Raw genomic sequence first — 26,869 nt, forward strand, 5'->3', positions numbered from 1 at the left:
CCGGACGGCGAGCCTCTCGCAAGCCGCCGCTGAATACGCCGCGGCCGAACCCTGACCGCATCCGCAGTCTAGCTGTCTCTATGATGCCTTGCTGATGGCATTTCGGGGGATTTCGGCCGATATGGCGGCATTGACGGCAAAAACGGGCGTAACACCACTCGTAGCGGCAATGAGGGCGCGGCCTTTTCGGCCGGGGGCGCCGCTCAAAATTAGCGACCGCCGGTATCGGCGAACCTACGACCGGGAGCGAAGGGCCTCGTTGAGACCCCAGATATCCTTTTCCTCCGGCGCGGTTTCGAGCGCCAGCACCGGAAGCTGGCCGCGCAGATGGTCGTGGTGGGTGCGCACGCCATATTCCAGGTCCGACAGGTAAAAACCCGCAAAGGCGTCGGACAGCATGGATTCGTTCGACCAGACGCTGAGCTGCACGTCCTCGGCGGTTGTCTCGCGGTCGATGCGCAGCGCGAGGTAACGCGCCGCGGCCTGCCGCCGGCTTTCGTCGGCGTAGCGATAGATGGCGCCGCGTAGCAGCGTCTGGCCGGTCGACAGCGGGAACTCCTGGTAGAACTGCGCGGTCTCCGGCGTCAGCGCGATCACCATGTTGGGGAAAATGCCGTAATAGATCCAGGCTTTTCGCAGGTGCTCGGGCAGATGCGTCGCTTCGGGCGAGATGCGGACATAGTTCCTGACGCTCCAGCGGCGGCCGGCATGCGGGTTGTAGGTGGCGAAGGAGCGCGACACGCCGTTGTCGAATGGCTCGTCGAAATAGGTCGAGCCGTAGAGGTCCTGCAGCGCCGGATGCGCCATGGCGACGTGATAGCCTTCATTGTCGACGTCGCGCACCGACTTCCAGTTGACCGGCGTCTTCTGCGTCCACACGCCATAGGCGGGCAGCATGTCGGCGATTCCGTAATGCGCGATCTCGCCCTCGACCCGCTGCATGAGTTCGGACACCGAAGGCTGCGGCCCTTTGCGGAACCGCACGAACAAAAAGCCCATCCAGATGTCGAGCTCGAGGGGCGTCAGGCCAAATTCGGCCTTGTCGAGTTCAGGGAACGAGCCGGGGCGCGCGGCGCCGCGCAGCGTGCCGTCGAGATTGTAGACCCAGCCGTGGAAGGGACAGACCAGGGCGTTCTTGCAGGTGCCCTTGTTGTCGGCGACGACGCGCGAGCCGCGGTGGCGGCACAGATTGTGGAAGGCGCGCACCACGCCATCCTTGCCGCGGACCACCAGCGCACGCTCGCCGACGATGTCGATGGCGAGATAGTCCCCCGGATTGGGAACGTCGGACACGTGGCCGACGATCTGCCAATGGTTGCGGAAAAGGTGCTCCTTCTCGAGGTCGAGCAGGGCCTGGCTGTGATAGCTCCAGCCCGGCAGGCCGCGCCGGTCCCAATCTTTGGGAACGGTCACGTCACGGCTGTGGAGATTCATGATTATGCTCTGATTTTTATTGAACGATCATTCAATATAAGCACATTTTTGTATTCCAAGCAATGCTTTATGAATTTTTGCCTTGTCCGACGAGAAGGCGGTGGGAGCCGAGCGGCGGTCTTGCCGAGATAGGTGCGCCGGCGAAAATCCCGCATTCTCCGCGACTTAGCCAAGGAGTTGGAGGCGCCAGCCGCGACGCGGAAAGGAGCGGTTTTCTCACGTCTCCGCCCTGTGGGCCGAGGCGGTCTTCACTGGCCGAGGCCGCCAAACATGCACGCCACCTCGGGGATAATCACGCGGCAGCGCGCCCCGTCGCCACTCGCCCGGTTGCGCTGTTTCAATCGTGTTACACCGGCAAATACGGGCAGCATCGGGCAGAAACAATGCCGCCTTAATCCTTTCTTCATCAGGGAAAGAAACGACAAAAGCCGACAGGCAGACGACGATGACCGCCTCGATCACCTTCACCGATTTCGACCGCCGCTTCACGCCGCGCGAACGCAACCGCGTCATGCCGCGCCTGGCGCTGCGCCGCCGGTCCGCCGACCATCCGATGGCGATGTTCGCCGTCGCCGCCGGCGCGGCGTTCCTCTCGATGGCGGCGACGCCGTCGACAGGCACGAGCTTCGCCTCCTTCGAGCGGCCGGCCGAGGTCGCCAGCGGAGCGAAGACGACCGCGAAAACCTCGCGGTTGCCGCTGCGCGAGACCGACAACGTATGCCGCGGGCAGGCCTGGGGCGAGGAGAGCTATGACTGCCTCGTCCAGATCGCCAAGGACTCCGGCAAGTCCGAAGCATTCCATGTGCGCAAGCTGGCGCTCGCCGGGTCCCCCGTCGCCGCGTCTGCCGTCTTCTAAAGTTCCTCCCAGCGCCGTCTCAGGCGTACCGCGAAGGCCTCTGCCGATCTCCCCTGCCGGCAGGGGCCTTTTCGCTGGGATCCGGCCCAGCCCAACCCGGTTCCTACCGCTTCGCCAGCAACTGATCGTTGACGATCGCCAGGATGCCGCGCACGTCTAGCGTGCTGAACGGCTTTTCCAGGATTTGTGGCCGGTGTTCGCCGGGCAGGGCGTCGACCTCGGCGCGCGCGCCGATCATGTCGCCGGTGACCAGCACGAAACGATCCGCGAGTTCCGGCCGCTTCTCGACCAGCTCGCGGAAAATGGCGAGGCCGTTGACACCGGGCATTCGCAGGTCGCTGAAAACGATGTCGACGTCCTCGCCGCCGAGCACCTCCTCGGCGGTGGTCCAGGCGAGCACCGTGCGCGACTTGATGCCCATCAAAAGCAGCAGATCGGACAGGGACGCGGCGACGTCCGGTTCGTCGTCGATGATCAGCGCATCCATGATGCCGGTCGCCTGCGTCGGGCCGACGGCAAAGCTGTCGGCGCCGCCCTTCATCGTCGGCAGTTCGACGACGAAGCGCGCGCCGGTGGGGAAGGCCGATTCGTAATAGATGCGCCCCTTGTGGCGCTCGACGATCGACTTCGAGATCGAAAGGCCGATGCCTGTGCCGACGCCGACCGGCTTGGTGGTGAAGTAGGATTCGAAGATGCGGTGGCGGATGTTCATGGGAACGCCGGGGCCATTGTCCTCGACCAGGAAGCCGCATTTGCCGTCCTCGCGGCGGAAGGTGCGAACCTTGATGCGCTTGTCGCCATTGTTGGCGGCGAGCGCATGCTGGCTGTTGACCAAAAGGTTGGCAGCGACCTGCGTTATGTGGTCCGGGTCGGCTAGGACGGGAAGCGCGCCGCGGACAAAATCCGTTTCGATGAGGATGCCGCTGGAACGCGCGCCATAGGCCGTGACTTCCATCGCGGCGCGCACCGCGTTGTTCAGGTCCATCTCGCCCTGGCTCGGAGGGTGCAGGCGTACCATGCCGAGGAAACTCTTGACGATGCGGCCGCAGCGTTCGGCGGCCGCGCGCACCTTCTCCGCGCGCATCTTGGTCTGTGGATCCGGCGCGAATTCGTGCAGGAGCGTCGACTGCGCCACCACCACCGCCAGCGGATTGTTCAACTCGTGCGAAACGCCGGCGAGCAGCGAGCCCATCGCCGCCATCTTCTCGTTCTGGTGCAGCCGGTCGCGCTGGCGGTTGATCTCCTCCTCGGCGCGGTGTTTTTCGCGCAGGTCGCGGACGGATCCGAAGTACAGCTTCCGGTCGGCGACCTTGATCTCGGTTGCCGTCAGCTCGATCGGGAAGACCTCGCCGGCAGCGTTCTGGGTCACGGTCTCCATGCGCTGGCCGATCATCGGCGCGCCGCGTCCGGCCATGTAGTCCGAAGCATTGGTGTAGCCGTCGCGGTAGCTGGTGGGCACGACGAGGTCGAGCAGGTCGCGGCCCAGCACCTCGGTGCGCTTGTAGCCGTACATCTTTTCGGCCGCGGGGTTGAACTCGACCACGCCGCCGGTCTCGTCGATGACGATGATGGCGTCGAGAGAGGCCTGGATCATGGTACGGCGGATGATCTCGCTGACATGCGCCTCCGAGAAGGAGCGCTCGATCGCATCGCCGATCGCCAAGGCGACGATCTCGATCGCCGCAATCTCGTCCTCGGTCCAGCTTCTTTCGTGGACGCAGTCGTTGACGGCGAGCGTGCCCCACAGATGGCCATGAGCGAAAACGGAAACCGACAGGAACGATTTTATCCGTTGGCTCTCGAAATCGCGACGCAGGAAGCCGCTGATCTCCCGCGTCAGGCCGGCGAATACCTTGCCCTGCCGCACCTCGGTCGAAAGCCGTTCCAGCAGGGGATCGGAATCGATGTTCTCCTGGCTGATCATGGTCGGGTGGTCGGCAATGCCCTCGATCGCGGGGTCGACCCAATAGGCGGCGATCGACTGGGCAAAACCCTTGCCGGGCATTTCGCGCAGGCGGAAGAGGATGGCGCGGTGGGTGTCGAGCGACCGGGCGAGCGTTTCCAGCACCTCGGGAACGGTCTGCTGCCAGTCGGGCGCCTGCCGCAGCAGCCGCGTCATCCGCAGCGCAGCGACCGCCGAGCCGGCTGTCACGACAGGCGTGTCCACCTGCCTGTTCGTCCCATCAGTCATCAATGCGTTCCCCTTGCGGCCGGGCCGCGGTCAGTTTGCGTCGTCGGGCAACGCGAAAATGTAACCCTCACCCCGCACGGTCCTCAGAAAGCGCGGATTGGCCGGATCGACCTCGATCTTCTTGCGCAGGCGCATGACACGGATGTCGACGGCGCGGGAGGTTTCCGGCTCCTCGGTAAGGCCAATGGCCTCCGAAAGGGCTGCACGGGTCAGGAGCCGATTCGGCCGCGTCAGGAAGACCTCCAGCACGTCGAATTCACTCTTGGCCATGTCGATGGCATGCCCGGCAGGGCCGGTGAGCATGCGGCTGTCGAGGTCGGCGCTGAAGTCGCCAAAGGCGACGGCGCGGCGATGCTGCTCTTCCCCGGCCGGCTTGGCTGCCTGCGCCTCCTCCGCCGTCGGCACGCGACGCAGAACGCTGCGGACCCGGGCCAGCATCTCGCGAAGCTCGTAGGGCTTGACCATGTAGTCGTCGGCGCCGAGCTCCAGCCCGACGATCCTGTCGATGGCGGCGCCGGCAGCGGTAGCGTAGATGATGCCGATCGGCATGCGCGAGCGCAGCCAGCGGCCGAGCGACAGCCCGTCCTCTCCCGGCATGGCGATGTCGAGGATGGCGAGGTGGAAGAATTCGGTCTCCACCGCGTCCCGCATCGCCTGGGCGCTATCCAGCGCAGTCACGTCATAGCCGTTCGCGCCGAGATACTCGGCGACGGCGTCCCGCAGGTCGGGCTCGTCCTCGACTATGGCGATTTTGGCACGCAGGGCGGTCTGGCCTCCAAACCCGGCGGAAAGTAGATTAGATAAGAACATAATGTCCAGCCGGGTTGTGAATTCGGAACAAGCATCGGAACGCTGATGGCAAGAAGACCGGTCGTAGCACTTGCCTGCCTGGGCGAGGAGTTGACGGAAACCTTCACGGACTACCTCGAACGGCGCGGCTATGAGGTGGTGCAAGCGGCGGAGGAGTGGGAGCTTCGCTCGCTGCTCGCATCGCCGCAGGTCGACGTCATCGTCGTCGGCGAGAACTTGCCGGCGGCTTCCGCCATGGGGCTGCTGCGGCGCCTGCAGAAGGACACCGATCCCTGCGTCATGTTGCTCAGGCCCAAGACCGAACTGGTGGAGACGGTGCTGGCGCTCGAACTGGGCGCCGCCGACGTCGTCGACATGCCGGCCGACCCGCGCGAGGTGTCGGCGCGCATCGCCGGCCTGCTCGCTCGACGCGGCAAGCCCAAGCCGGAACTGATCAGCCTGGAGAACTCCACTGTGGACATCCGCTCCGCCCTGGTGATGCACAATTCAGGAAGCGAGGAGCAATTGTCGCCGGGGCAGGTGGCGCTGCTCAGGCTGTTCCTGTCGCATCCGCGCAAGGTGCTGACGCGGGACGATATAATCGCGGCGGCACCGGCCGAAAGCAGTGATGCTTTCGACCGGTCGATCGATTCGCGGATCGTGCGGCTTCGCCGCAAGCTCGACACAGAATCGATCGTCACTATCCGCGGTTCAGGATATCGTTTCGATCCGCCGGCCGGTTGGCCGGAATAGGCCGGCGCTGACGTCACTTAGAGGCGTACTCCCGCAGAAGCCGCCGGCGCCTCGGCCTCGCTCGCCACATGCTGCGGAGAGGCGTCGCGGTCGCGCATCAGGACCGTGACTGCGCCAGCAAAGCACAGCACGACCTGAGCATAGATCAGGGCGGTCAACACGCCCGAAGCCACATTGGTCTTCATGTCCCTGTCTCGATCCTTGTTGGGCCGGCCCGGCGTCAGCCGCCGAGTCGTCCCGAATTGTCATGCGGCCCACGCCGGTTGGCGCGGCGCACCGTCGATAGCGCCCTAACGCGCGGCAGCGGCGAAGGTTCGAACCCGAGCCGAAAATGACCCGCCTTGCGCCGAACACGAATGTTTGAAAGCAGCCAGACGAGAAGGAAGAGCCCGAGGGCGTGAGCCGTGGAACCGCCGTCGGCGCCGCTACCGGCCGCCATCGCCTTTCCCGTGTCCGCCAGCAGACCGATCGCCGTCAGGATCGCCGTCGCGATGACGACCCTCTTCAGCCAACCAGTCCCCGTGCCGCTCATAGCCACTTTCGTTCCTGCTTTCGTTGTCCAGCATAATCCGTCAACGATGTATCCGGACTATGCCGTTCAGAAACCACATTGTTGCAGTTCCGTTTCCTTCGCCCGGAAAGCCTTTGTTTGTCTGCCTTCCGTCAGCCTGACCGATCGGCCTGCTACTCGATCGATGGAGGCGATGTGACCACATATGACTGAAAAAGTCCATATAAAGATGCAAAATCGGTCAAAAATAGAAACAATCACGAAACGAAAAGGCGCGATTGCGAAATCAATCCGAAACGTGACGTTGGGATAAGCGGGGCCATGAGGACCGAACGGCAGAGGCCGAGAACAACCCGGTCCACGACAGAGGGGTCGAGCAAATGGATACCGTCATTTCCGCCAAGCTGATCAACGTCGCCGCCGCTGCCATGGCTGGCTTGGCTCTGTTCTTCGATGCCGGCTCCGGCGCCGCGCATGCTTCGAACGCGAAGCTGGTCGCCGAGGTTTCGATCTCCACGCAGACCATGAATGTTTCGATCGACGGCCGGCCCGCCTTCCAGTGGAAAGTGTCGACCGCCGCCAAGGGTTACGTGACGCCGAAAGGTTCCTTCAAGCCGTACCGCATGCACGAGATGTGGTATTCGAGGAAATACGACAACGCGCCGATGCCGCATTCCGTGTTCTTCAATGGCGGCTATGCGGTGCATGCGACAGACGCCATCAAGCGGCTCGGCCGGCCCGCCTCGCACGGTTGCGTGCGGCTGCATCCGGAGGCGGCAGCCGATTTCTACCGGCTGGTCGAGACGTTCGGACCGGCCAACACCCGCATCGTGATTTCACAGTAGGGCGGTAGGGAAGTGGGGAAGTAGGCTCGCAGCCATTACTTCGTTCAGATCGTCTTTGCAGCCGCCACTGGCTGCTCAACATTCCCCTATTCCCTTACACCGTCCAAAAATACCGCACGATGTGGAAAAACACCGGCGCGGCGAAGACAAGGCTGTCGGCGCGGTCGAGCATGCCGCCATGGCCCTCGATCAGGTGACCCCAGTCCTTCACGCCTTGGTCGCGCTTGATGGCCGAGGCCACCAGCCCGCCGAGGAAACCCATCAGGCAGACCAGGAACGCCACGATCGCGGCATGAATTGGACTGAACGGTGTCAGGAAGGACAGGGCCGCACCCAGCAGGCTGGCCGACGCCACGCCGCCGATTAGTCCCTCCCAGGTTTTTGAGGGCGACACCGACGGTGCCACCTTGTGGCGGCCGAGCAGTTTTCCAAAGATGTATTGCAGCACGTCGCTGCCCTGCACGACGATAATCAGGAAGGCGATGAGCAGAAGGTTGCGGCCCTCGAAGCCCGGCACCTGCAGCGTCAACAGCGCCGGCACGTGGCTGACGCAATAGATCGCCAACATCACCGCCCATTGCTGCGCCGCCACGCGCTCGAGGAAACGTTCGGTGTCGCCCTGCAAGGCAGTGACGGCCGGCATCAGCAGAAAACAGTAGACCGGGATGAAGATGGTGAAGAGGCCATACCAGGCCGTCCACACCAGCCAGTACTGGATCGGAATGATGACCGCGAACATGGCGAGCAGCACCCAGTGGTCGCTGCGCCGCGTGTGGGTCAGCGTCACGAATTCGCGCAGCGCGGCAAACGAGATCAGCGCGAACAGCACGGTCATGCCGTCCTTGCCGAAGACGAAGGCGATGGCGATGAGCGCCACCATCACCCACCAGGCGAGAATGCGCTGGTTGAGGTTGACGAGCGCCGGGTTTTTTCTGTCCGGCGCGCGAAAGGTGAGGATCGCCGCCACGATGCTGGCAAGCGTCAGCACGCCTGCCAGTCCGGCGATCAGCAGGGTCGTCTCGCGCATCATCTGCGGTCCCCCTTGAGGCGCGGTTTCAGCGCCAGCAGCGCGGCGTGGGCACGCTTCAGGAAATCGTGGCGATCCTCGCCGCGCTCGACCGCCACCGGCGGGCCGAAGACGACGCGGCAAAGCAGCGGCACCGGCAAGAAGTGGCCCTTGGGCAGCACGCGCGACATGTTCTCGATCCAGCACGGCACAAGTTCGACGTCGGGCCGCATGATTGCCAGATTGTAGAGGCCGGACCGAAAGCGCATGAGCGGCTCGTCGCCCATGTTGCGCGTGCCTTCCGGAAACAGGATCAACGAATCGCCCTGGTCGAGCACGGCAAGCATGGCGTTGATGGGGTTGTCCTTGGGTTCTGTCCAGTTGCGGTTGATCAGCACGGAAGACAGCATGTCCTCGGCGATGAAGCGGCGCAGGCGCGACTTGCCCCAGTAGTCGCCGGCGGCCACCGCGCGGGTGCGCTGGCGCTCGCTCTCGGGCAGGCAGGCCGATAGCAGGATGAAGTCGCCATGGCTGGCATGGTTGGCGAAATAGATGCGCTGGCGCTCGGACGGCTCGCTGCCCATCCAGATCGGCCGCACGCCGGTGATCGCCCAGGCCAGCGCCGACAGGCCGACCGAGGCCGCCGGGCGCAACAGATGGTGGCGGATGGCGCGCGCTGCGCTCATGGCTGGCGCTCAGGCCGGCGCGGCCAGCAACGGCGCGCAGACCGACAGTGTCAGGAGCGCGAGCGCCATGCGCTGCCGGGAGACGATGCGGCGCGTGCCGGCGGCGCGGTCGGATAGCGAGCGGGTTTTCGGCGGAGTGGGTTTCAGGCGCATGCGGGCAAGAATGTCGTCGACGGCGGCGCCGCCTTTCCATTCGTCTTCATAACTTGCGGCGAGGCGGAACAGAAGCGCGTCGAACACAAGCAAGGCCGAAAAGCCGATCAGGGCGAGGCTCGATGCGCCCGCCAGCCCGGCAGCCATCCAGCCGAACGGCCCGGCCCAGGCGGTATCGGGCCAGTTGGCCACCGCGGCCACGCCAACGGCGATAGCCGCAAGCGGCGGCCACAGCGCCTGCGACAGCGCCCGGCGCGCCAGCCTCTCGGCGCGATCGGCGTGGCTGCCGGCGGTCATGGTTCCGCCGGCTCGTGAAGATGGACCGGCCGTCCGGCCGCGGCGATCATTGATCGGGCCTGGTCGAAGTTTGCTGCGCGGTCAGTTCGCAGCAGCCATTCGGCGACGACGCCGGCGCTGCGCTGGAAACCGAGCGCGCAGCAGACCAGCACGGGGCCGGCGAGCCGCGCGGCTTCCACTGCTTCGGCGGCAATCGCGAGATCGCTGCGATGCGGCGGAAGCAGATCGAGCATGGGAAAACTCTTCCAGGTGCAGGGTGAGTCCGAGGGTCTTTCGAACTCGGCGGCGAGGTCAATCACGGAGACGAAGCGGGCCGCTTCAGCGGCGCTCGGGTAGCGACCGAGGAAAATGCCGTCGGCGACCATGACGGCGCGCGGCAGGCGGCGTGTCCACGCCCATGCGTTGAGGCGCGCGCCGATACGGTAGGGCAAGAGCAGCAGGCGGCTTGCCAGCGTGACGTGGCCATCGGCGGACTTCTGGAAGACCGAAGCGCTGCGGGTGGCATAGGCGAAGGCGACGATCGCCAGCGACAGGGCCGGCCACAGGAAAAACAGCCAGACCGGTGAGATGAAGGCGCCTCCTGCGGCGACCGCAAGCAGCAGTGCCGCGCCAAGGCCATAACCGGCAGCAAGCCGCCGCGCCTTCCCGTCCCTTGCCAGGCGCGCTCCGGCAAAGGGCAGGGGACTCTCTCGCGGGAACAGCCAGAGCGCGAACAGGCCGAGCAGCGCGCCGGTCGGGATGTCGATGAAATGGTGCTGCCATGTCGTCAGCACGGAAGCGCCGATCAGCAGGCACCAGAGGTGCCAGAGCAGGTTCCACCCGCCGGCGAGGCGGTGGCGGATGTGGTCCCAGATGATTACAAGCAGCGCGATGTGTAGCGACGGCGCCTGGTTGAACGGCTTGTCGAAGCCGCCGAGCACGGCGAACATAAAACCCGGCAGGCCGTCCGTTGCGGGCCGCGTAAACGTTGCGGTCAGCGGGAATGCGATGAAACAGGCAACCGCGATGATTTGCGCCGTCAGGTAGCGACCGGCGAGCCGGTCGACGCCGCCAGTCGTCGTGTTGATCAGCAGCGACAGGCCGTAGAACAGGTTGATCGACCAGTAGGGCAGGATCGTCCAGGCGACGAAGGGCACGGCGTATTCCCAGTAGAACACGATGCTGCCGACGTTCCCGCGCTGCGACGCCAGCCAGTTGGCGTAGCCGTAGGTCAGGTAGAAGAACGGCGCGAGGAAGAGGAGCCACAGCGCCGCGCGCCGGAAGATTTTGCCGAACGTGTCGGGCGGCGATAGCGAAGCGGGGAACGCGGTCATGCCGAAGAAACCCGCCGCGCCAGCGATACCGAAAAAATGCCCCATTCGTCGATGCGCTGGTCGACCTTCTCGAAACCGGCGGCCTCGACGAGCTGGTCCATCTCGGCCTGCGTGCGGCGGCGCATCACCCAGGCCTGGCCGCCGCGATGCGAGGTCAGGCTGCGGGCGATCATTTCGAGCTGCGGATGCCAGGGCTGGTTGGTGTAGATCAGCATGCCGCCCGGCTCGATGGCCTGCGCCAGGCCGCCGAGCGAGCCGCGGATCAGCGTGTTGTCCGGAAAGAGTTCGTACAAGCCGGAGACGATCGCCAGATCCGGCGCGGGCTCGATTGCCGCCAGCGCCTCGCCGTCAAAGGCGTCGGCCTGGCGGAACGTCACGCTGTCGGGCAGGTCGCGCTGGGAAATCAGCGCCTTGCCCTTTTCGACGTTGATGTCCGAATAGTCCTGCAAGCGCACGGAGGCCGGCGGCTCCTCGAGATTGGCGATGGCGTCGAGCACGTAGCGGCCGTGGCCGGCGGCGATGTCGAGGATATGCAGCGGGTGGCCGGCGATGCGCAGGTCGCGCGCCGCCCGGCCGATCAGTTCCTCCAGATTGAGTTTTCGCTGGCGGATGCCGCGCCAGCCGATGGCGTCGAGGAAGGTGCGGTCGACCAAGCGGCCGACCGGACCAAGGCCGCGCGGCTCGTTCTCATAGACATAGTCGAGGGTCGAGCCGGAATCGAAACCGGTCTTCACGCCGGTGGCGATGCCGTTCGACACCCAGCCGCCCATGCGGATGAAGGCGCGGCTCAGCGCCCAGTAAAGGCCCCTTGGCGAAAGCAGGGCGAGGGGTGAGGCAAGGCGGTCGGCCTCGTCGCGGGTAAAGCCGGCGCGGTCCGCCTGGGTGAGATTCACCTTGGGCTCCGGTGCGTCGAACTGGCGGACGATGAAGCGGCGCGCGAGCACCACCGCCTTCGCCCGGTCGCGTTCGCCGAGCGTATCGTGAAAGAAGCCGGGCAGCACATGACGCTCCTTGGCCGGGCTGGCGAGGTTGACGAAAAATTCGTGCTGCGGGCCGTGGCGCACCACCCAGTCGCTGCCGGAGATCAGGAGTTGCGTCGGCACGGTGATGGCGCGGGCATCGGCGACGATGCGCTCGGCGTGGTCGTAAAGATCGAGCAGGATGTTTGAGGCGATCGGCCGGGTGATCAGCGGATCGGCTTCGAAGGATCTTATGCGCTCCGGATCGTGCGTCAGGAAACGCGCCTTGACATAGGAGTTGACGAAGAAGCGACCCTTCCACCGCTGCCACAGCGCGATGCCTTGCCGCGCGAATGGCACGTAGAGCTTTACCGAGAAGGCGGGCGAGGCGAGCACCAGCGCGCGAATCTTTGGGGCGTAGTCGTGCACCCAGGTGGCGGCGAGCACCGCGCCGACCGATTGCGCGACGACGGCGATGTCCGCCTCGGCGAAGCTGTCCTTATCCCTGATTTCGCTCATGAAACTGTCGATGTCGCGCACCGAGGCGGCGAAGGAAGGCGAGTAGCCGCGCTCGCCGGGCGAGCGGCCATGGCCGCGCGCGTCCCAGGCGTAGAAGGCATGGTCCGGCATCTCGAGTTCGTCGACCAGATGCGCCATGCGTCCGCCATGCTCGTGGCCGCGATGGAACAGGATGACGGCGCCTTTCGGCTCGGCCGAGGCCGCCGGCCAGTAGCGGTAGAACAGTTCGGCGCCGTCGTGGGTCGAAAATGTGCGCTCTATGGCGGAGGCCGTTCGCCGATCGGTCTTCCGGTTCGAGGAAGAGGGTTCGTGGTTCATGATGTCCTCGATGGACCGGTTCACGCGGCGGACCGAAGGCCGGCGCGGACGCGGTTTGCGACAGTGAGTAGCGACAGCAGGGCGAGAGCCGGGAAGACGTAGGGCGCGACCGGATCGATCCAGAGATCGAAGGCGAGCAGCACGGCGATGAGGCTGAGTGCGAAGGCGCGATCGCTTTTGCCGAGCGGACCGGCATAGTTGCGGCCGATGCCGGCCGGCACGCCGAGCACGCCGGCATACTCGGCCATGACGGCCGTGATCGCGAAGGCCACCACGCTCCAGGCCGGGAAGACCGGAAGGGCGGCGAAAGCGAGAATGAGGGCGAGGTCGGAGACGACGTCGCAGAGTTCATTCAGATACATGCCGAAGGTTGAGGCCTGGCCATGCTCGCGCGCCAGCATGCCGTCGATGGCATTCAGCGCCATGCGCAGGAACAGCACGATAGGGATGATCAGGACCAGGGTCGGCTTTTCAGGAAAGAGGGCCACGAGCGCGGCCGCCGCGACTGACATGACCGCTGCCGCGACCGTGATCTGGTTCGCGGTGACGCCGGCTTTCGCCAGGCGGTCGGCGAGCGGGCGCAACAAACCCTGGAAGGCCGGCTTCAGATCGTAAAGCGTCGGCATCGGCCCGATTCTCCCCCTGCAGCTTGACTTGAATGCTGTTCAGGCTATTTGTGTCACAACTTTGAACGACGTTCAAGATGGTTTGTGAACGACGTTCAAAAACTCTGAAGCGGAGCTCCCGGTGGCCGGAAAGACCGAGTTGAGGCGTGACAGGCTGCGCGAAACGCTGCTCGAAATTGCCGAGCGGCGGATCGCCGAAAACGGCTACCGGGCGCTGACGGCGCGCGAGCTGGCGGCGGAAGCGGGCTGCGCGGTCGGCGCGATCTACAATATTTTCAAGGACATGGATGCGCTGGTGGCGGCGATGAATACCCGCACCGGCGCGCGGCTGGAGAGAGCGGTGGCGGAAGCCTTCGCGAAAAACGCCGAGGCCGGCACGCCGAAACGCCAGCTCGTGCTGCTGGGTCGGACCTATCTTGCCTTCGTGGTGGAGAACCCATTGCTGTGGTCGGCGATTTTCGAGCAGTCGGCCAGGCTGGGCAAGGAATTCGCCGAAAAGCGCGAGGCGGAGAACACGAGGCTGGTCGGACACATCGTCAGGCCGCTGAAGGTTCTGCTGCCTGGGGCAGGGGAGGAGCGGCTGGCGCTGGTGGCGCGGGCGCTGTTCGCGGCCGTGCATGGAATCGTAAGTCTTGGATTTCAAAGGCGTTTTCTGGCCGAGTCGCCGAAGGAAGCCGAGGAACAGATTGTTTTCATCGTCGAAGCCTTCTGCGACGGTGCTGCACTGCAAAAAGGTTAAAAAACCGGCAATCCCGGCGTTTTCGCTGCCTTAGGAGGCGGCAAACAGCCTTGCATTTGTGCATTGCACTCATGCATTTGCGTCAATTCAAATATGAAGGGGGAACCCCTATCTGAGCACCGTACACAGACGACCGTACGTGCAAGAGCAAAGAAAAGAAGAGTGAAGACCATGAACCTGATCCGCAATTTCCGTAACTGGCGCCGCTATCGCGACACCGTCAACGAGCTGAGCCGCCTCTCCAACCGCGAGCTCGCCGACCTGGGCATCACCCGCGCCGACATCGCTGTCGTGGCCGCCAAGGGCCGCCAGTAAGAACCAGTTTTCGTCGCGGCTCCCTCCCTCCGCGGCGACTAGGACCGGCATTCGTTCCCCTCCCGGAATGCCGGTCATCCTTGAAGCCCGTCGGCCCCTGCCGGCGGGCTTTTTTGTTCACCTGTGAATGGCCGCCGATCGCCGAAAAGGCGTGAAGTCCGGAAGATCGAGCAGAATCAGTTGCTTACCGCGACAGCACGATGAGCGGCACGCAATTCGCTTCACCAGAGGCCCGAAATAGCCGGTTTGCGCTGTGTTTTCCGGCTCATTAGCTTCGCGCGGCATCCAAAACGCTTCGCGCATCAATCGTCGTTGGATGCGTCGAGCTCTTCCGGCCGCTTGCCGGTTTCGCCAAGCCCGCCGATGCCGGCTGCTTCGCGCAGCGCGGCATTGATGCGTTCCTGCCAGCCGGGCCCGTCGGCCTGGAAATGATCGAGCACGTCGCGGTCGAGTTTCAGCGTCACGGTTTCGCGGGCGGCGGCGCTGAACTGTCGGGCGCGAGGCGCCTCGGTGGCCGGCTTGGCGGTGCGCTTGAAGACGGCCTCGGCGGCCTTGAACGGATCGCCGGGCCTGCGGGTGGGGGATGCCATGGAAATGCTCCTGAGAAGTCGAAACGCCGCAAGGCGGCGCAGCCTGACATGCATTAGATTTAGCCCGGCAAAAGGCGGTTGACGAGACCGGCGTGTCGCAGGGCGGAGGAAAATCCATGGCGAAGATGGCGGAGCGGGTGCTGGTGGTGATCGCCGGCCTTGCCGGAGCGGCGGGCGTGGCGCTGTCGGCGGCCGCCGCGCATGGCAGCGGACAGAATCTCCAGACCGCCGCGAATCTTCTCCTGATCCACGCGCCGGCGCTGCTGGCGACGGCTTTGCTCGCCGGCCGCGCGGCCCGGCTGGGTGGCGCGGTGCTGGCGCTCGGCCTGGTTCTGTTCTGCGGCGACCTCTTGGCCCGCGACTTTCTCGGCGGCCGGCTTTTCCCCTACGCAGCGCCGGCCGGCGGGTTGTTGCTGATCGCTGGCTGGCTGGTGATCGCCGCCTCGGCGCCGCGGCGGCAATAAGGGATTCCTCGGGCGAGGTGTCCCTTCCTATCCATGTTGCAAAGCTCAATTTTCGCTCATAATATGAACGATATGAATTCTATGAACTGCGTATGAGCGCAGGCGGTGGAGGAACCCATGACCATGCATGAAGCCATAGCCCGACCGGACGTTTCGCCCGATCTCGCAACGCTGGTCGAGGATGGCATCGTGGGAAGGAAGGGTGCTTTTTCCCGCGATTTCGCCGAGGCGATGCGAGAGGACATGACGACCGCCTTCTGGAAGGCGATCCAGCGGCCGGGCGGCGCCGTCGGACGAGGCCCACGCCGCTGGTATGTCGAAATCCATCCGCAGGAGTTTTCCGGTTTCGTCGAACTCACCACGCATCCCTGGGTGGTGGCGATGTGCGAGGCGGCGCTCGGGCCGGATTACAGAATCGTCGAGATCGGCTTCGACACGCCGTTCCAGGGCGCCAAGAACCAGCCCTGGCACCGCGATTTCCCCTCGCCGGAGGACACTTTTCGCGATCGCCGCATCACCTCTCTCGCCTTCAACCTCACCGGTGTCGACGTCACCGAGGACATGGGCCCGTTCGAGGTGGCGCCCGGCACGCAGTATGTCGACGGGCGCGACTGGAAGCACGAAATGTTCCCGCCGCAGGAGATCTGGGACCGGTTCGCCGCAAAGGGGATGAAGAAATACCCGAAAATGGGGGATATTTCCTGCCGTTCGGCGCTGACCGTGCATCGCGGCACCGCGCATCCCTCGCCGATCGCCCGGCCGGTGATGGTGCTGGGCGTCGACGCGCCTGGCGCCGGGCATGACAAGCTGCACGATTTGATGGTGACGCAGGACTATTTCGACGCCCTGCCGCGCCAGGTGCGCGAGCATCTGGTCTGCCGCGTGGTCGACGAACTCGTGCCGGTCACCCAGAAGCACGACATCGAGGGGCTGGTGATGGGCGTGGAGTGAGGGGCAGCAGCCCTGCGTCTCTCAAGCGGGTGCCGGGGCGAGCCTCGGCTTCCCAGAATCAGAACGGATTGACGTAGTTCAGGATGGCGGTCTGCCGCAGCACGACCTTGCGGATGACGTGGCTGGCCTTGACGCGGTCGGTATAGATCGCGGCGAGGCCGGTGCTGCCGGCGGGAAGTCTGCCGGCAATGCCGGCGTCGTCCAGCTTGACCCGCACGACGAAAGGCGCCGCGCTGATCGCCTCCGGCGCAATTGCGAGCCCGCCCGTCTGCGTCTGGCCCGTCGCGATCGCCTGAACCACCGTTTCCACCTGACCCGAATAAACCTGCCCGGGAAACGTCTTGAACGTGATCTCGACCGGCTGGCCCGGCGCAATGTAGCGGGCATAGATCTGCGGTATCTCCGCGCCGATGATCGTATCGGCGGTATCGATGAAAGCCATCACCGGCGCCTGGCCGCTGACGCGCGCACCCTTGCGCAGCGCCAGATTGGTGACGTATCCGTCGGCCGGTGCGACGACCGTCGTCCTGTCCAGGTCCCACTGCGCGGCGGCAAGCTGCGCGCGCAATTGATCGACTTCGGCCTGCCTCTGCTCAACGTCGAATTCTCGGCCGGTCCCGCTGCTGGCCAGTTTCGTCATCTGCGCCAGCCGCAACTCGGCAAGCTTCAACTGAGCTGAAACCGCGTCGGCCTGAGCCTGGTACTGCGTCGGATCGATGCGAAACAGGATATCGCCGGCCTTGACCGGCGTGTTGGCGACGACTGGAACGTCGACCACCTCGCCGGCCACCGAAGGCACGATCTCCACGGAATTGCGGATGACGGCGACCGGCCCGGACGGTGCGCCCCATCCCATCGGTATGAACAGTCCGACAAGAAGCACGAGCAGCACCAGGACCGGCGACAGCTTCCAGAACAGGTTGAAGGGGATGAACCGCAGCCAGACGAACAAAGCGAGCAGCGCAATATAGCTGTTGAGCAGGACGACGATCATTGCGGCCGCTCCTTGCGCTCGGGATAGTCCACGTAAGCCCAGATCAGCACCAGGGGCCAGAAGACGAAACCGAAGATCAGCGTCGCCCAGCCACCGACCGTGACGGCCTCAGCCCAGGGATGTCCGCGCCTTCGCGCGATGCGCCCGGGCATCATGCCCAGGGTCACGAAGATCGCAACCAAGGTCGCGATGACGACAAGCAGGACGATCCAGGCGAATATGTCGATGAAGCTCATTGCCGTGCCTCGATGAGTCGGCCGATCGTACGTCGACGGCCAGATATTTCCTATGCCCTGGAGCGATGGAATCGGGTGATTTCCCGGAGTATCTATCGCTGCGCGGGGGCAAGATGCCACTCTCCGCCGGCACCGATCAAACGTCCTGGCAGTGCTCGCCCGGCCGCTCGGCCTGCGGCGTACCCGCCGTGGCTGCCAGCCGCTAGATTGCACATTGCGGTGATTTCTGTATCGTCATCGCGGGTGGGTGGCTGTCCGACGCTTGCAAGGCACGGAGGAGAGGCCATGCCATCATTTGTTTGCAAATTCGCGCGCCACGCAGTTCCCGGATGCGCCAGGCTCCTGTCCGGGTAGCGCCCTTTCCCAATGTCCTATCGGAATGCGAGCAGGTCTTTTTGGACGGACTTGCACACGGCCTATTTGCAATGACCCTTTTCGGATAAGGAGCGGACAATGGCCTTGAGCGCTGGTTCCATCGCCTTCGCCGGCTACAATGCCGACGGCGGCGACGGTTTTGCTTTCGTCGCGGTCGACGACATCGATCCGGGTGAAGTGATCTTTTTCCGCCAGGATGAATGGAACGGCACGTCGTTCAACGACGCGAACGAGAACATCATCAGTTGGACGGCCCCGTCGGCGGCGTGCCCGCCGGAACCGTGGTGCAGGTCACGGACGTCGGCGTCGGAGCGGCGCCCGCCGGCACGGCCAATATCGGCACGACCGCCAATGTGGACATCGCTCCGACCAGCGGCGGACTTAACGCCGTTTCCGAAACACTCTACGCCTATACCGGATCGCCGGACGCCCCCGACACCTTCCTGGCCGCTGTGTCCAACGACGGATTCTCGGCCACGTCCGGAGGTCTGACCGGAACCGGCCTCGTGGCCGGCGAGACCGCGGTCGATCTCGGCGCGGTGAACCAGGGGGCGGATCTCGGCGTCTATGACCCCAGCACCGCCGGCACGAATTTCGCCGACCGCGACACGACGCTCGCCGCCCTCAACAATTCCGGCAATTGGGCGACGCAGGACGCTACCGGCGACCAGTCGAACGACGGCATCGCGCCGGAAGGCGACTTCCTCAACGATCCGGAATCGCCGCTCAACGGCGTCAGCTTCACCGTCTGCTATCTGCCCGGCACGATGATCGGCACGCCATCCGGCGAGGCTTCGGTGGAATCGCTCGCCATTGGCGATCTGGTGCGGACCGTCGACGGCCGGTCCGTGCCGGTGAAGTGGATCGGCCGGCAAACGCTTTCGATGCGGTTCGGGATGCCGGACGGGCGGCGACCCGTCCGCATCGCGGCCGGCGCGCTGGGGGAGGGCCTGCCGACGCGCGACCTGCGCCTGACCTCGACGCACGCACTGCTGATCGACGGCGTGCTGGTGCATGCCGGCGCGCTGGTGAACGGCATGACGATCCGGCGCATTCCCGACGACGAACTCGGCGAGCGTTTCGTCGTCTACCACATCGAAACGGAGAACCACGAGATCGTGCTGGCGCAAGGCACTCCGGCGGAATCGTTCATAGACAATGTCTCGCGCCGGTGGTTCGACAATCATGCCGAGTACGAGGCGCTCTACGGCGCCGCTCCGATCGCGATGGAAGAGCTGCGGCAGCCGCGCGCCATGAGTTCTCGCCAGGTTCCTCCGTCCATCAAGGCGCGGATCGCCGTGGTGGCGGGCAGCTTGCTGCCAGCGCACAAAAGGGGAGCCTAGCCGCCGGCCATGGAAACCATGACACGCCTGAGCGTCATTCGACCTTCGTGACGGGCGGCGGCGCCCAGTTGCCTTCGAGGAACTCCTCGCGGGGCGAATAGAGGCGCATGAGCAGCGTGAACGGCGCCTTGCCGACCGGCAGCCAGTTGGCCTCCTTGTCCTTGCCCGGCGGCTCTGCCTGGATGTAGACGTCCAGCGAGCCGTCGGCATTGGCGGTGAGCTTGTCGCGGTCGCCGATCGCCTGGCGTTTCAGCACGTTCGGGATCATGTAGCCTTCCGCGTCATAGGCGGTCACCGACCAGAAGGCATCCACCGGCGGCAGCTTGCCCTTGTCGAAATGCAGGACGTAGCTGTTGTTGCCATCCAGCGGCTGGCCGTCGCCGTCGCTCGACAGCGCGGGATAGACCGCGTCCTGCGGCAGGTTTTCGCCGACGCAGCATTGCGCGATCGCCGCGCGGTAGAGGTAGTCGACGCCATAGGCGCCGCTGCGGGTGGTGTAGACCCAGCCCTTTTCGCCGATGCCGCCGGCCTTCCTGCCTTCGGCCAGCACCAGCGCCTTGCCGTCGGCGTAGCCTTTTTCGAAAGCCTGCCGGACGGCTTCCGGCACAGCCGCGAGGTCAAAGCTCTGGCCGACCTCGAAGCCCACCCGCTCCAGACGGTGGATCATCGGATAGTCGACCTGGTTCGGCGGATTGTCCTTCAACAACTCGGCGAAGCGGCCGAAATAGGTCGCGGCGTCCATCTTGTCGACGATCTCCGGCGGTGGCGTCTTCATGTCGACCGCCGGATCGACCTGATGCTTCGCCGGCACGGTGTCGCTCTTGCCCCAGGCGGAGAGCGGCGTCAGCCTAAAACTGTCCTGCACCTTGTGGACATTCTCATAGTCCGCCGCCCCGTTGGTCTGGGTGCGGCCGATGATCCACACATAGCGCGTCGGGCTCCTGATCAGTTCCAGCCCGGCCGGGACATCGCCGCTCCACTGCGGTCCGACGACGAGGAAATCCCGCGCCGTGTTCTTGCCGGTGGTGCGCGTGCCCGGCACGGCGAATACGTCGGTCCACAGGCTGAGCATTGGCAGCATGAAATAGCGATCGGTCGCCGGCACCGTGAGCACCATCGGCTCTGCCTTCAGGTCGAGCGTGGCGGCCGAATAGAGCGTGTCGACATTCTCGCGGATGACGATCTTGTCGTCGGGATTGGGGAAGGCGCGGGCGTGATGGAACTGGTTGGGCGGGCCAAAGGCGTCGCCGTCGACCGGCTCGGCGAAGTTCGACAGCTTCCGCAGCGTGGTGTGCGTCAGCATCAGCGGATAGGCGTAGACATACGCCTCTTTTGCAATCGCCTGGGCTTCCTGGTCGCTGACCGCTTCGGCGGCGGCCACGATGCCGGTCATTGCGACCAGCAACAGCGCTGACGCCGAGATGCGCCGCCACGGAATCATGATGGTCTCCTCCATTCGCATAGCCCGTCCGTGTGGCGACGGGACACCATGCGAACAATCAAGTCAAGCGGCGGAGTCCTGGCCGCGCCGGCCGCATCCGTTTCGGGCGTTTCCAGCGAGGGTCCGTCGCAAACAGGGGCGTCCGCTCCGATGCGTCAGGCGAGCATCCTCAGGCATCGTGCTTGCTGGCGCGGCGCTTTCCCAGCAGCAGCTTGCGCTCCAGATGAGCGCGCAGCTCGGTGTAGTAGGCGGTCAGGAACGGTCGCGCGCGATAACCGCGGTAGGGCATGCCGATCTTGTCGCCGATCGCCCTCGCCACTGTGTCGAGCGCCGCGTCGTTGTCGCCGCGCAGCACCTCCTCCAGCTTGTGCAATTCGGCGATACCGTAGGCGTCGAGTTGTTCCGGGGTGAAGCGATAGACGTCTGCTTCCCGGTCGACCCGTCGCGCAAGATCCTCGGCCAGCGCGCGTTTGGGGGCTTCCACCACCCAGGTGCCGGCGAGCAGGTCGCCGATGCGCATGCGGTCGCGGTTGAACAGCGGGAACAGCGCGAAGATCAGCGCCCAGGCCAGGCCGAACACCGTGGTCAGCGTGTCGGCGACGCCGGTGCCGGCGCGCGCCAGCAGCATGGACAGCGGCAAGAATACCTCGATCTCGCGCATCAGGTTGCGGGCGATCACCTGGTCGATGGCCAGCCCCGAGCCGTCGCGCGAGGCGACGCGCAGGCCCATGATGCGCTTGCCCGGCGTGCGTGCGCCCCGGCCGGCCTCGAAGGCGAGGAAATAGGCGTTGCGCAGGAAGAAGACGAACACGATCCAGACGATTGCGATCGGCTCGACGCCGTCGAGGCCGAGGCCGCCCAGGCCGAACAAAGCGACGAGGGTGATGAGGATGCCGGCGATGATGATGAAGGTCGCGTCGAGGAAGAACGCGCCGGCGCGGGCGCCGGCATCGGCGAGCGTGACGCCGAGATCGACGCCCTCCGGCGTGACCAGCGAGCGCCTGCGGGTTCCGGGCTGGCGTTTGCTCGGCCGCGCCATCAGGCTTTTCCATCCGGGTTCTCGGCCCGGAGCAGGTAGAAATAGGCCAGCCACAGGGCGAGGAAGCCGCCGCCGATCAGATAGCGCAGGCCGTCGCTGGTGATGAGCTGGCGGCCGAACCCTTCGAGCAGGCCGGCGGCGAGAAGCATGATGGCGACGCCGACCATGGCGCTGGCGGCGACACGGCCGGCCTTGGCGGCGGCCTTCATGCGCGACAAGGAGCCGGGGAAGGCGATGCGGGTACCGATGCGCATGCCGGCCGCACCCGCTATGCAGATGGCGAAAAGCTCGGTGCTGCCGTGGATGAACAGCCAGCCGCCGAATTCGTAACCCAGGCCTTTCGACCAGAACACAAAAAACATCGCGCCGAGGATGCAGCCGTTCATCAATATGAGCAGCACGGTCGGCACCGCCAGCGCGAAGCCGAGCGCGAAGGCGAGGATCGACACCTCGACGTTGTGGGTGAACAGATAGGCGGCGAAGGTGGAGAGATAGCCGTCGCCGCCATCGTAAAGGCCCGCGCGCAGCCATTCGGCGGTGGCGTCGGGGCCGCGTCCGCCGGCGAGGTCGGCGGGGATGATGGCGTCGTACCAGGTCTTGTCGGAGGCGACGAGCCGGAAGCCGGCGACGAACCCGACCACCATCAGCGCCACCGCGGCAAGTGTCTCGCGCCACAGGTCGCGGATGGCGCCCGGCCAGTCGTGGACGAAGAAGTCGGCGATGCGCTCGATCAGACCGCGCCGCGCGCCGTAGAGATAGAAATAGCCGCGCAGGCAGAGCGATTCCAGATAGGCGATCAGCGCATTGTCGAGCGAGGTGGCGCGCGCCACCGAAAGTGCCGAAAGCGTCGAACGATAGAGCACCGGCAGCGAAAGCAGCTCCTCGTCGGTGAGCGCTTTCGGCGAGTGTTTTTCGGCGCGGGTGATCAGGTCCTCGAACGCCTTCCAGTCGCGCTCGCGCTCCGAGCGGAAGCTGGCGAGCGACTGGCGGACGCCGTCGACGACCGGGGCGCTCACAGCAGGCTCTCCCGCTTCAGGTCGAGATAGTGCTGCACCAAGTCAGGACCGAGGCGGCGGTGATCGGCTTCGACCACATGGGCGCCGAGCCGCCGCAGTTTTGCGATGACGACCTCGCGCTCGCGCAGCAGGCCGCCGGCGATGACCGAGCGCGCCACGTCCTCGCCGGTCGAGGGCTCGGTGTCGGAGAGGGTTTCCAGTTCCTCGTCCTTCATCAGCATGAACAGCACCAGATGCCGCTCGGTGAGCCGGCCGACGGTGCGCAGCATAAGCTCGGCGCTGATAGGGTCGACGAAATCGGTGAAGACGACGACCAGCGAGCGCCGGTCGAGTTGCGCCGACAGCGTGGTCAAAGCCAGCGTGAAGTTGGTCTCCTCGTTGGAATAGTCGATCTCGGCGGCGCGCTTCTGCACGGTCGAGAAGCCGCTGGAGCCGCGCACCGCCTTGCCGATGACGCGCGGGCGGGCGTCGAAGCTGAACAGGCCAACCATGTCGCCGCCCTTCAGCGCGACGAAGGCGGTGAGCAGCGCGGCGGTGACGGCGCGATCGAGCTTCGCGACGCCGTCGATCGGCTCGCACATCAGCCGGCCGGAATCGATGGCGAGCACGATGTTGTTGTTCTGCTCGACGCGGAATTCGCGCGCCACCAGCCTGCCGTGACGGGCGCTGCGCTTCCAGTCGATCATGCGCCGGCCCATGCCGGGCTGATAGTCCTTCAGCGCTTCGAACTCGCGGCCCTGGCCGGAACGGCGCTGCTCCTTGCCCTCGACCAGCGCGTCGCGCTGCAGCAGAGAGATGGCGTCGTCGCGCACGCCGGCGATGTTGGGCAGCACGGCTATCCTGTTGTCCATCGGCAGCGCGACCTGCTTCCACGTCAGCCCGAACGGCCCCGGCCAGCGCAGCCACAGCCGGTCGAGGCTGGCCATGCCGCGCCGCACGGCGCGGAAGCGCAGCTCCAGCCCGCCGCCCTCGGGCGTCGCATGGAGCGCGCCGCCGGCATCGCCGATGGGGACGATCCGCTCGTCATGGGCAAGACGCGCCTCGATGCGGCTCGGCCACCTGCCGGAAAAATAGGCGCTGACGAAGACCGGGAACTGGCCGCCAATGCCGACCTGGGGGACGGACCGGATGCCGGCGGTGAGCGAGGCGCGGCCGGGACCGGCGGAGGCGTCGACCGCCAGAAACCCCAGAAGGACGCAGACCCACAACAGGCCGAGATACCAGACCGACGGCAGCGCCAGCGCCACCAGGAAGGCCGGGACGACGCCGATGACGGCCGCCCAGACGCAACGGCCGGTCGGATAGATCAACGCGGCGCCTCCGTGCGGTCGACGAGGTCGGCGACGATCTGCTCGATCTCGCGGCCGTCGATCTGCGCGGCGGGCGACAGCACGACGCGATGGCGAAGCGCCGGCACGGCGAGCGTCTTGACGTCGTCGGGGATAACGTAGCCGCGGCCGTCGAGCGCGGCGCGGGCGCGGGCAGCGCGCGCCAGCATGACGCCGGCGCGCGGGCTGGCGCCGACTTCCAACTCGGCGCTGTCGCGGGTGGCGCGCACCAGCCGGGCGATGTAGTCGACCACCTCGTCGACCAGCGTGACGGAACTCACCGTCGCCAGCGCCGCCTGGAGTCCGTCCCCGTCGAGCTGCGGCCCGATGTCGAAATCCTCGATCTTGCGCGCGCCGGCGCCGCCGTGACTGACGATGATGGCGCGCTCCTCCTCGACGCTCGGATAGGACACCTTGTGCTTGAACAGAAAACGGTCGAGCTGGGCTTCGGGCAGTGGATAGACGCCCTGGTGCTCGATCGGGTTCTGGGTGGCGACCACCATGAAGTTGCTGCCCAGCGAATGGGTGGCGCCGTCGAAGGTGACGGCGTTCTCCTGCATGGCTTCGAGCAGCGCGGCCTGGGTCTTTGGCGGCGTGCGGTTGATCTCGTCGGCAAGCAGCAGGTCGCAGAAGATCGGGCCGTGCGTCAGCGTGAACTGGCCAGTCTGGAAGTTGTAGATGTTGGAGCCGACGATGTCGCCCGGCATCAGATCCGGGGTGAACTGGATCCGGCCATAGGTGACGCCGAGGGCCCGGGCGAAGCAGCGGGCGATCATGGTCTTGGCCGTGCCCGGCGGGCCTTCCAGCAATATGTGGCCGCCTGCGAACAGCGCCGTCAGCATCAAGTCGACCGTATCGGCCTGCCCGGTGATCGCCTTGCCGACCTCGGCCCTGATACGGCCGGCGGCGGCCTTCACATCATCGACGTTCACTGAACCTCCTTGCGATCCACTGGTGCAGCCGGCGGGCGGCCGTCATGAGGTCGGCCTCATTGTCGGCCCGGCGTGTTGCGCCCGCGAGTTCTGCATAACCTTGCTTGTCCCTGTCGTTTCGCGCCTCGAGCCAGCGGTCGAGCGCGTCGTCGCGCAAACCCTGCGGAGCGCCAAGGATAGTGGCGGCGCGCCGGCGCATGAGCGCTGCGTAGCGCGGGCCTAGAAGGTCCAGCCGGCCGGCCCGGCGCATCAGCCGAGCGGTCGTGTCCACCAGCGCGCGCTTGCCGAACGGGATGGCGCGGGTTTCCGCCTGCGCCGGACCGAACCGGCCAAGACCGTGCAGCAGCGCCAGCGCCGCGGCCGCGAGGATCGCCAGCGTCAACGCCAGGAACGGCGGCTCCAGCAGCAGCTTCATCAAATCGTGCTTGCGGTTGGCGCCATGCAGGGTGAGGTCGAACGCCACCGGCTCGTCGTTGGGTCTCACCATGTCGATCAGGCCGATGGCTGCGGCGGCGCGCTCGGGGTCCTTCAACGCCGCGTTGTTGAGCAGGTCGGGGTCGGTGAGCACGAAAAACGGCTCGTCCTTCGCCTCGATCAGCACGGCGCGGTTGCCGCCGGCAGAAATCACGGCATTTTCCGACGCGGCCCATTGCAGGTCGCGCGGCGCCAGCGCCGGAAAGGCGCCGCCGCGAACCTGGAGGCGCTGCACGTCGACCGTGTCGCTGCCGAGCCTGGCTTCCACGAAACGCGCCAGCCATCGGTCGACACCGCCGGCGGAAAGCCTGCCGACCTGCGCCTCCCAGCCTTCGTGGCCGGCATGGGGGATCGTCCGCCATTTGGGCAGGACGAACAGCGTCTGCATGCCGCTGCGCGCTTCGATGATGTCCTTCAGCGCATCCGGATCGCTCTGCGGCGACATCGTGACGACGAGGAGACCGTCGGTATGGAGATCGTCGATGCTGCGCGCCGTCCACGGCTCGTCATCGAGCAGCGTCATCAGTTCGACCAGGCCGGCGAAGCCGGTGCCGCTCTTGGACAGGGCCGAAGCGCCGCCTTGCCGGCCGATGCGGAAATCCGGCGCATAGGTGGACAACAGCACGAAGCCGGCGGCGGCGAGCAGGCTGGCCAGAATCCCCCAGAAGACGACCCGCCGGTTGAACGGCGATTCGGTCGCGGCGGGCGAGGGCGCAATGCTCATGCCCAGGCATCCCGGAAGGCGAAGCGCTCATAGGCGTCGCGCGCCTCGCGCCAGCCGTCGACGCCGACCGGTTTTTTGGCAAACAGCGCCGCCTCGACGATCTGGGCGATCTGCGCGAAGGCGCCGCGCGCCAGGGCCGGCAGCAGCGTCGCGCCGGCAATGTCGCGCGCCGTCAGCGAAGGGCGCAGAAAATGCGGCATGCGCTGGGAAATATCCTCGACGCTGCGGCGCAACAGCAGATGCACCGCCTCGTCGTAGTCGCCGCGCGCGGCGAGCGTATCGGCTTCCGTCAGCAGCGTGCGGGCGACCACGGCGTCGGGACGCCAAACTTCCTCCGGCGCGGTTTCCTCGGCCTTGCCCTGCCACGGGAAGCGCCAGGCGACGCCCTTCAGCTCGAGGATCACCAGGACGAGGATGAATACCGCACCGGCGATGACCGCCGTCCAGAAGATATAGATCGCGTAAGGCGCCAGCCATTGCAGCGCATCGGTGAGCGGTACCAGCCACTCGGGCGGCTTGGGCTGCTGGTAGGGCGGAAGCGCGAACTGGATCGAGTCGTCCTCCAGCAACCGGCGGTGGGCCTCCGCCAGCCTGCCGGCCGATCCGTCCAGCGCTGCGTCACTTCCTTCCATGCGATCTCCGCATCATGCGA

General features: G+C 65.7%; 29 protein-coding genes. 8 read left to right on the forward strand and 21 right to left on the reverse strand.

The features are described from left to right. Nucleotides 1-234: 234 nt before the first annotated feature. A complete protein-coding gene (locus RB623_RS01745) occupies nucleotides 235-1,434 on the reverse strand; it encodes an aromatic ring-hydroxylating dioxygenase subunit alpha (protein WP_308055015.1) in 1,200 nt (399 codons plus the stop codon). Between the two features lie 445 nt (nucleotides 1,435-1,879). On the opposite strand from RB623_RS01745, the gene RB623_RS01750 reads away from it, so the two are divergent. Then, on the forward strand, nucleotides 1,880-2,290 hold the full coding sequence (locus tag RB623_RS01750; protein WP_308055016.1) for a hypothetical protein: 411 nt from the start codon (nucleotides 1,880-1,882) through the stop codon (nucleotides 2,288-2,290). Between the two features lie 103 nt (nucleotides 2,291-2,393). Here RB623_RS01750 and RB623_RS01755 read toward each other — a convergent pair whose 3' ends face one another. Both RB623_RS01755 and RB623_RS01760 read right to left on the reverse strand, forming a co-directional pair. Continuing rightward, nucleotides 2,394-4,481 (reverse strand): PAS domain S-box protein, encoded by a 2,088-nt coding sequence (locus RB623_RS01755; protein WP_308055017.1) that lies wholly within the window; start codon nucleotides 4,479-4,481, stop codon nucleotides 2,394-2,396. Nucleotides 4,482-4,511: 30 nt separating this feature from the next. Then, nucleotides 4,512-5,291, reverse strand: coding sequence for a response regulator transcription factor (locus RB623_RS01760; protein WP_308055018.1), 780 nt, complete (start codon nucleotides 5,289-5,291; stop codon nucleotides 4,512-4,514). Nucleotides 5,292-5,336: 45 nt separating this feature from the next. Between RB623_RS01760 and RB623_RS01765 the strand changes: the two genes are divergently transcribed. Then, a complete protein-coding gene (locus RB623_RS01765) occupies nucleotides 5,337-6,023 on the forward strand; it encodes a response regulator transcription factor (RefSeq protein ID WP_308055019.1) in 687 nt (228 codons plus the stop codon). 17 nt (nucleotides 6,024-6,040) lie between these two features. Here the strand turns inward: RB623_RS01765 and RB623_RS01770 are convergent, their stop codons facing one another. Together RB623_RS01770 and RB623_RS01775 are read right to left on the reverse strand one after the other, a co-directional pair. Beyond that, on the reverse strand, nucleotides 6,041-6,208 hold the full coding sequence (locus tag RB623_RS01770) for a hypothetical protein (RefSeq protein ID WP_308055020.1): 168 nt from the start codon (nucleotides 6,206-6,208) through the stop codon (nucleotides 6,041-6,043). A 35-nt stretch (nucleotides 6,209-6,243) separates the two neighbouring features. Continuing rightward, nucleotides 6,244-6,555 carry a hypothetical protein gene (locus RB623_RS01775; protein WP_308055021.1) on the reverse strand — a complete coding sequence of 104 codons (312 nt, stop codon included), beginning with the start codon at nucleotides 6,553-6,555 and terminating at the stop codon, nucleotides 6,244-6,246. A 359-nt stretch (nucleotides 6,556-6,914) separates the two neighbouring features. Between RB623_RS01775 and RB623_RS01780 the strand changes: the two genes are divergently transcribed. Beyond that, on the forward strand, nucleotides 6,915-7,379 hold the full coding sequence (locus tag RB623_RS01780) for a L,D-transpeptidase (protein ID WP_308055022.1): 465 nt from the start codon (nucleotides 6,915-6,917) through the stop codon (nucleotides 7,377-7,379). A 94-nt stretch (nucleotides 7,380-7,473) separates the two neighbouring features. Here RB623_RS01780 and RB623_RS01785 read toward each other — a convergent pair whose 3' ends face one another. From RB623_RS01785 to RB623_RS01810, 6 genes are read right to left on the reverse strand one after another with little or no spacing between them, the layout of a single operon-like run. Continuing rightward, a complete protein-coding gene (locus RB623_RS01785; protein WP_374121620.1) occupies nucleotides 7,474-8,406 on the reverse strand; it encodes a phosphatidate cytidylyltransferase in 933 nt (310 codons plus the stop codon). Next, complete coding sequence (locus RB623_RS01790) at nucleotides 8,406-9,071, reverse strand: lysophospholipid acyltransferase family protein (protein WP_308055024.1); 666 nt, start codon at nucleotides 9,069-9,071, stop codon at nucleotides 8,406-8,408. Before RB623_RS01790 ends, RB623_RS01785 begins: the two co-directional genes overlap by 1 nt. A gap of 9 nt (nucleotides 9,072-9,080) precedes the next feature. Continuing rightward, nucleotides 9,081-9,521, reverse strand: coding sequence for a hypothetical protein (locus RB623_RS01795; RefSeq protein WP_308055025.1), 441 nt, complete (start codon nucleotides 9,519-9,521; stop codon nucleotides 9,081-9,083). Further along, a complete protein-coding gene (locus RB623_RS01800) occupies nucleotides 9,518-10,834 on the reverse strand; it encodes a phosphatase PAP2/dual specificity phosphatase family protein (RefSeq protein WP_308055026.1) in 1,317 nt (438 codons plus the stop codon). Before RB623_RS01800 ends, RB623_RS01795 begins: the two co-directional genes overlap by 4 nt. Next, nucleotides 10,831-12,630 carry a bifunctional alpha/beta hydrolase/class I SAM-dependent methyltransferase gene (locus RB623_RS01805; RefSeq protein ID WP_308055027.1) on the reverse strand — a complete coding sequence of 600 codons (1,800 nt, stop codon included), beginning with the start codon at nucleotides 12,628-12,630 and terminating at the stop codon, nucleotides 10,831-10,833. Before RB623_RS01805 ends, RB623_RS01800 begins: the two co-directional genes overlap by 4 nt. 20 nt (nucleotides 12,631-12,650) lie before the next feature. After that, nucleotides 12,651-13,256, reverse strand: coding sequence for a CDP-alcohol phosphatidyltransferase family protein (locus RB623_RS01810; RefSeq protein WP_308055028.1), 606 nt, complete (start codon nucleotides 13,254-13,256; stop codon nucleotides 12,651-12,653). Nucleotides 13,257-13,377: 121 nt separating this feature from the next. Here RB623_RS01810 and RB623_RS01815 point away from each other — a divergent pair, with 121 nt between their 5' ends. Further along, nucleotides 13,378-13,995, forward strand: a complete 618-nt coding sequence (locus RB623_RS01815; RefSeq protein ID WP_308055029.1) for a TetR/AcrR family transcriptional regulator — start codon at nucleotides 13,378-13,380, stop codon at nucleotides 13,993-13,995. A gap of 171 nt (nucleotides 13,996-14,166) precedes the next feature. Continuing rightward, the gene (locus RB623_RS01820; protein WP_308055106.1) at nucleotides 14,167-14,310 is read left to right on the forward strand and encodes a DUF1127 domain-containing protein; all 144 of its coding nucleotides are present in this window, start codon (nucleotides 14,167-14,169) and stop codon (nucleotides 14,308-14,310) included. 302 nt (nucleotides 14,311-14,612) lie between these two features. On the opposite strand, the gene RB623_RS01825 is transcribed toward RB623_RS01820, so the two are convergent. Next, nucleotides 14,613-14,900: a BrnA antitoxin family protein gene (locus RB623_RS01825; protein WP_308055030.1), complete on the reverse strand. Its 288-nt coding sequence runs from the start codon at nucleotides 14,898-14,900 to the stop codon at nucleotides 14,613-14,615. Nucleotides 14,901-15,016: 116 nt separating this feature from the next. Here RB623_RS01825 and RB623_RS01830 point away from each other — a divergent pair, with 116 nt between their 5' ends. Together RB623_RS01830 and RB623_RS01835 are read left to right on the forward strand one after the other, a co-directional pair. Beyond that, a complete protein-coding gene (locus tag RB623_RS01830) occupies nucleotides 15,017-15,364 on the forward strand; it encodes a DUF423 domain-containing protein (RefSeq protein WP_308055031.1) in 348 nt (115 codons plus the stop codon). A 117-nt stretch (nucleotides 15,365-15,481) separates the two neighbouring features. Further along, entirely contained in the window at nucleotides 15,482-16,315 is an 834-nt protein-coding gene (locus RB623_RS01835; RefSeq protein ID WP_308055032.1) for a phytanoyl-CoA dioxygenase family protein, read from the forward strand. 58 nt (nucleotides 16,316-16,373) lie between these two features. On the opposite strand, the gene RB623_RS01840 is transcribed toward RB623_RS01835, so the two are convergent. Both RB623_RS01840 and RB623_RS01845 read right to left on the reverse strand, forming a co-directional pair. Beyond that, nucleotides 16,374-17,309: an efflux RND transporter periplasmic adaptor subunit gene (locus RB623_RS01840; protein WP_308055033.1), complete on the reverse strand. Its 936-nt coding sequence runs from the start codon at nucleotides 17,307-17,309 to the stop codon at nucleotides 16,374-16,376. Next, on the reverse strand, nucleotides 17,306-17,545 hold the full coding sequence (locus RB623_RS01845) for a DUF3302 domain-containing protein (protein ID WP_308055034.1): 240 nt from the start codon (nucleotides 17,543-17,545) through the stop codon (nucleotides 17,306-17,308). Before RB623_RS01845 ends, RB623_RS01840 begins: the two co-directional genes overlap by 4 nt. A gap of 620 nt (nucleotides 17,546-18,165) precedes the next feature. Here RB623_RS01845 and RB623_RS01850 point away from each other — a divergent pair. Beyond that, nucleotides 18,166-19,263 carry a Hint domain-containing protein gene (locus RB623_RS01850; protein WP_308055035.1) on the forward strand — a complete coding sequence of 366 codons (1,098 nt, stop codon included), beginning with the start codon at nucleotides 18,166-18,168 and terminating at the stop codon, nucleotides 19,261-19,263. A gap of 34 nt (nucleotides 19,264-19,297) precedes the next feature. Here RB623_RS01850 and RB623_RS01855 read toward each other — a convergent pair whose 3' ends face one another. The 7 genes from RB623_RS01855 to RB623_RS01885 all read right to left on the reverse strand — a co-directional run bounded on the left by RB623_RS01855 (nucleotide 19,298) and on the right by RB623_RS01885 (nucleotide 26,849). Next, nucleotides 19,298-20,704: a DUF1254 domain-containing protein gene (locus tag RB623_RS01855; protein ID WP_308055036.1), complete on the reverse strand. Its 1,407-nt coding sequence runs from the start codon at nucleotides 20,702-20,704 to the stop codon at nucleotides 19,298-19,300. A 169-nt stretch (nucleotides 20,705-20,873) separates the two neighbouring features. Next, nucleotides 20,874-21,743, reverse strand: a complete 870-nt coding sequence (locus RB623_RS01860) for an RDD family protein (RefSeq protein ID WP_308055037.1) — start codon at nucleotides 21,741-21,743, stop codon at nucleotides 20,874-20,876. Next, entirely contained in the window at nucleotides 21,743-22,759 is a 1,017-nt protein-coding gene (locus tag RB623_RS01865) for a stage II sporulation protein M (protein ID WP_308055038.1), read from the reverse strand. The genes RB623_RS01860 and RB623_RS01865 overlap by 1 nt, the downstream gene beginning before the upstream one ends. Beyond that, nucleotides 22,756-24,069, reverse strand: coding sequence for a DUF58 domain-containing protein (locus tag RB623_RS01870; protein ID WP_308055039.1), 1,314 nt, complete (start codon nucleotides 24,067-24,069; stop codon nucleotides 22,756-22,758). Before RB623_RS01870 ends, RB623_RS01865 begins: the two co-directional genes overlap by 4 nt. Beyond that, on the reverse strand, nucleotides 24,066-25,019 hold the full coding sequence (locus RB623_RS01875; protein WP_308055040.1) for a MoxR family ATPase: 954 nt from the start codon (nucleotides 25,017-25,019) through the stop codon (nucleotides 24,066-24,068). The genes RB623_RS01870 and RB623_RS01875 overlap by 4 nt, the downstream gene beginning before the upstream one ends. Continuing rightward, nucleotides 25,006-26,217 (reverse strand): DUF4350 domain-containing protein, encoded by a 1,212-nt coding sequence (locus RB623_RS01880; protein ID WP_308055041.1) that lies wholly within the window; start codon nucleotides 26,215-26,217, stop codon nucleotides 25,006-25,008. Before RB623_RS01880 ends, RB623_RS01875 begins: the two co-directional genes overlap by 14 nt. Further along, nucleotides 26,214-26,849: a DUF4129 domain-containing protein gene (locus RB623_RS01885; protein ID WP_308055042.1), complete on the reverse strand. Its 636-nt coding sequence runs from the start codon at nucleotides 26,847-26,849 to the stop codon at nucleotides 26,214-26,216. Before RB623_RS01885 ends, RB623_RS01880 begins: the two co-directional genes overlap by 4 nt. Nucleotides 26,850-26,869 lie beyond the last annotated feature (20 nt).

The organism is Mesorhizobium sp. LHD-90, assembly GCF_030929505.1.
Taxonomy (GTDB): Bacteria; Pseudomonadota; Alphaproteobacteria; order Rhizobiales; family Rhizobiaceae; genus Kumtagia.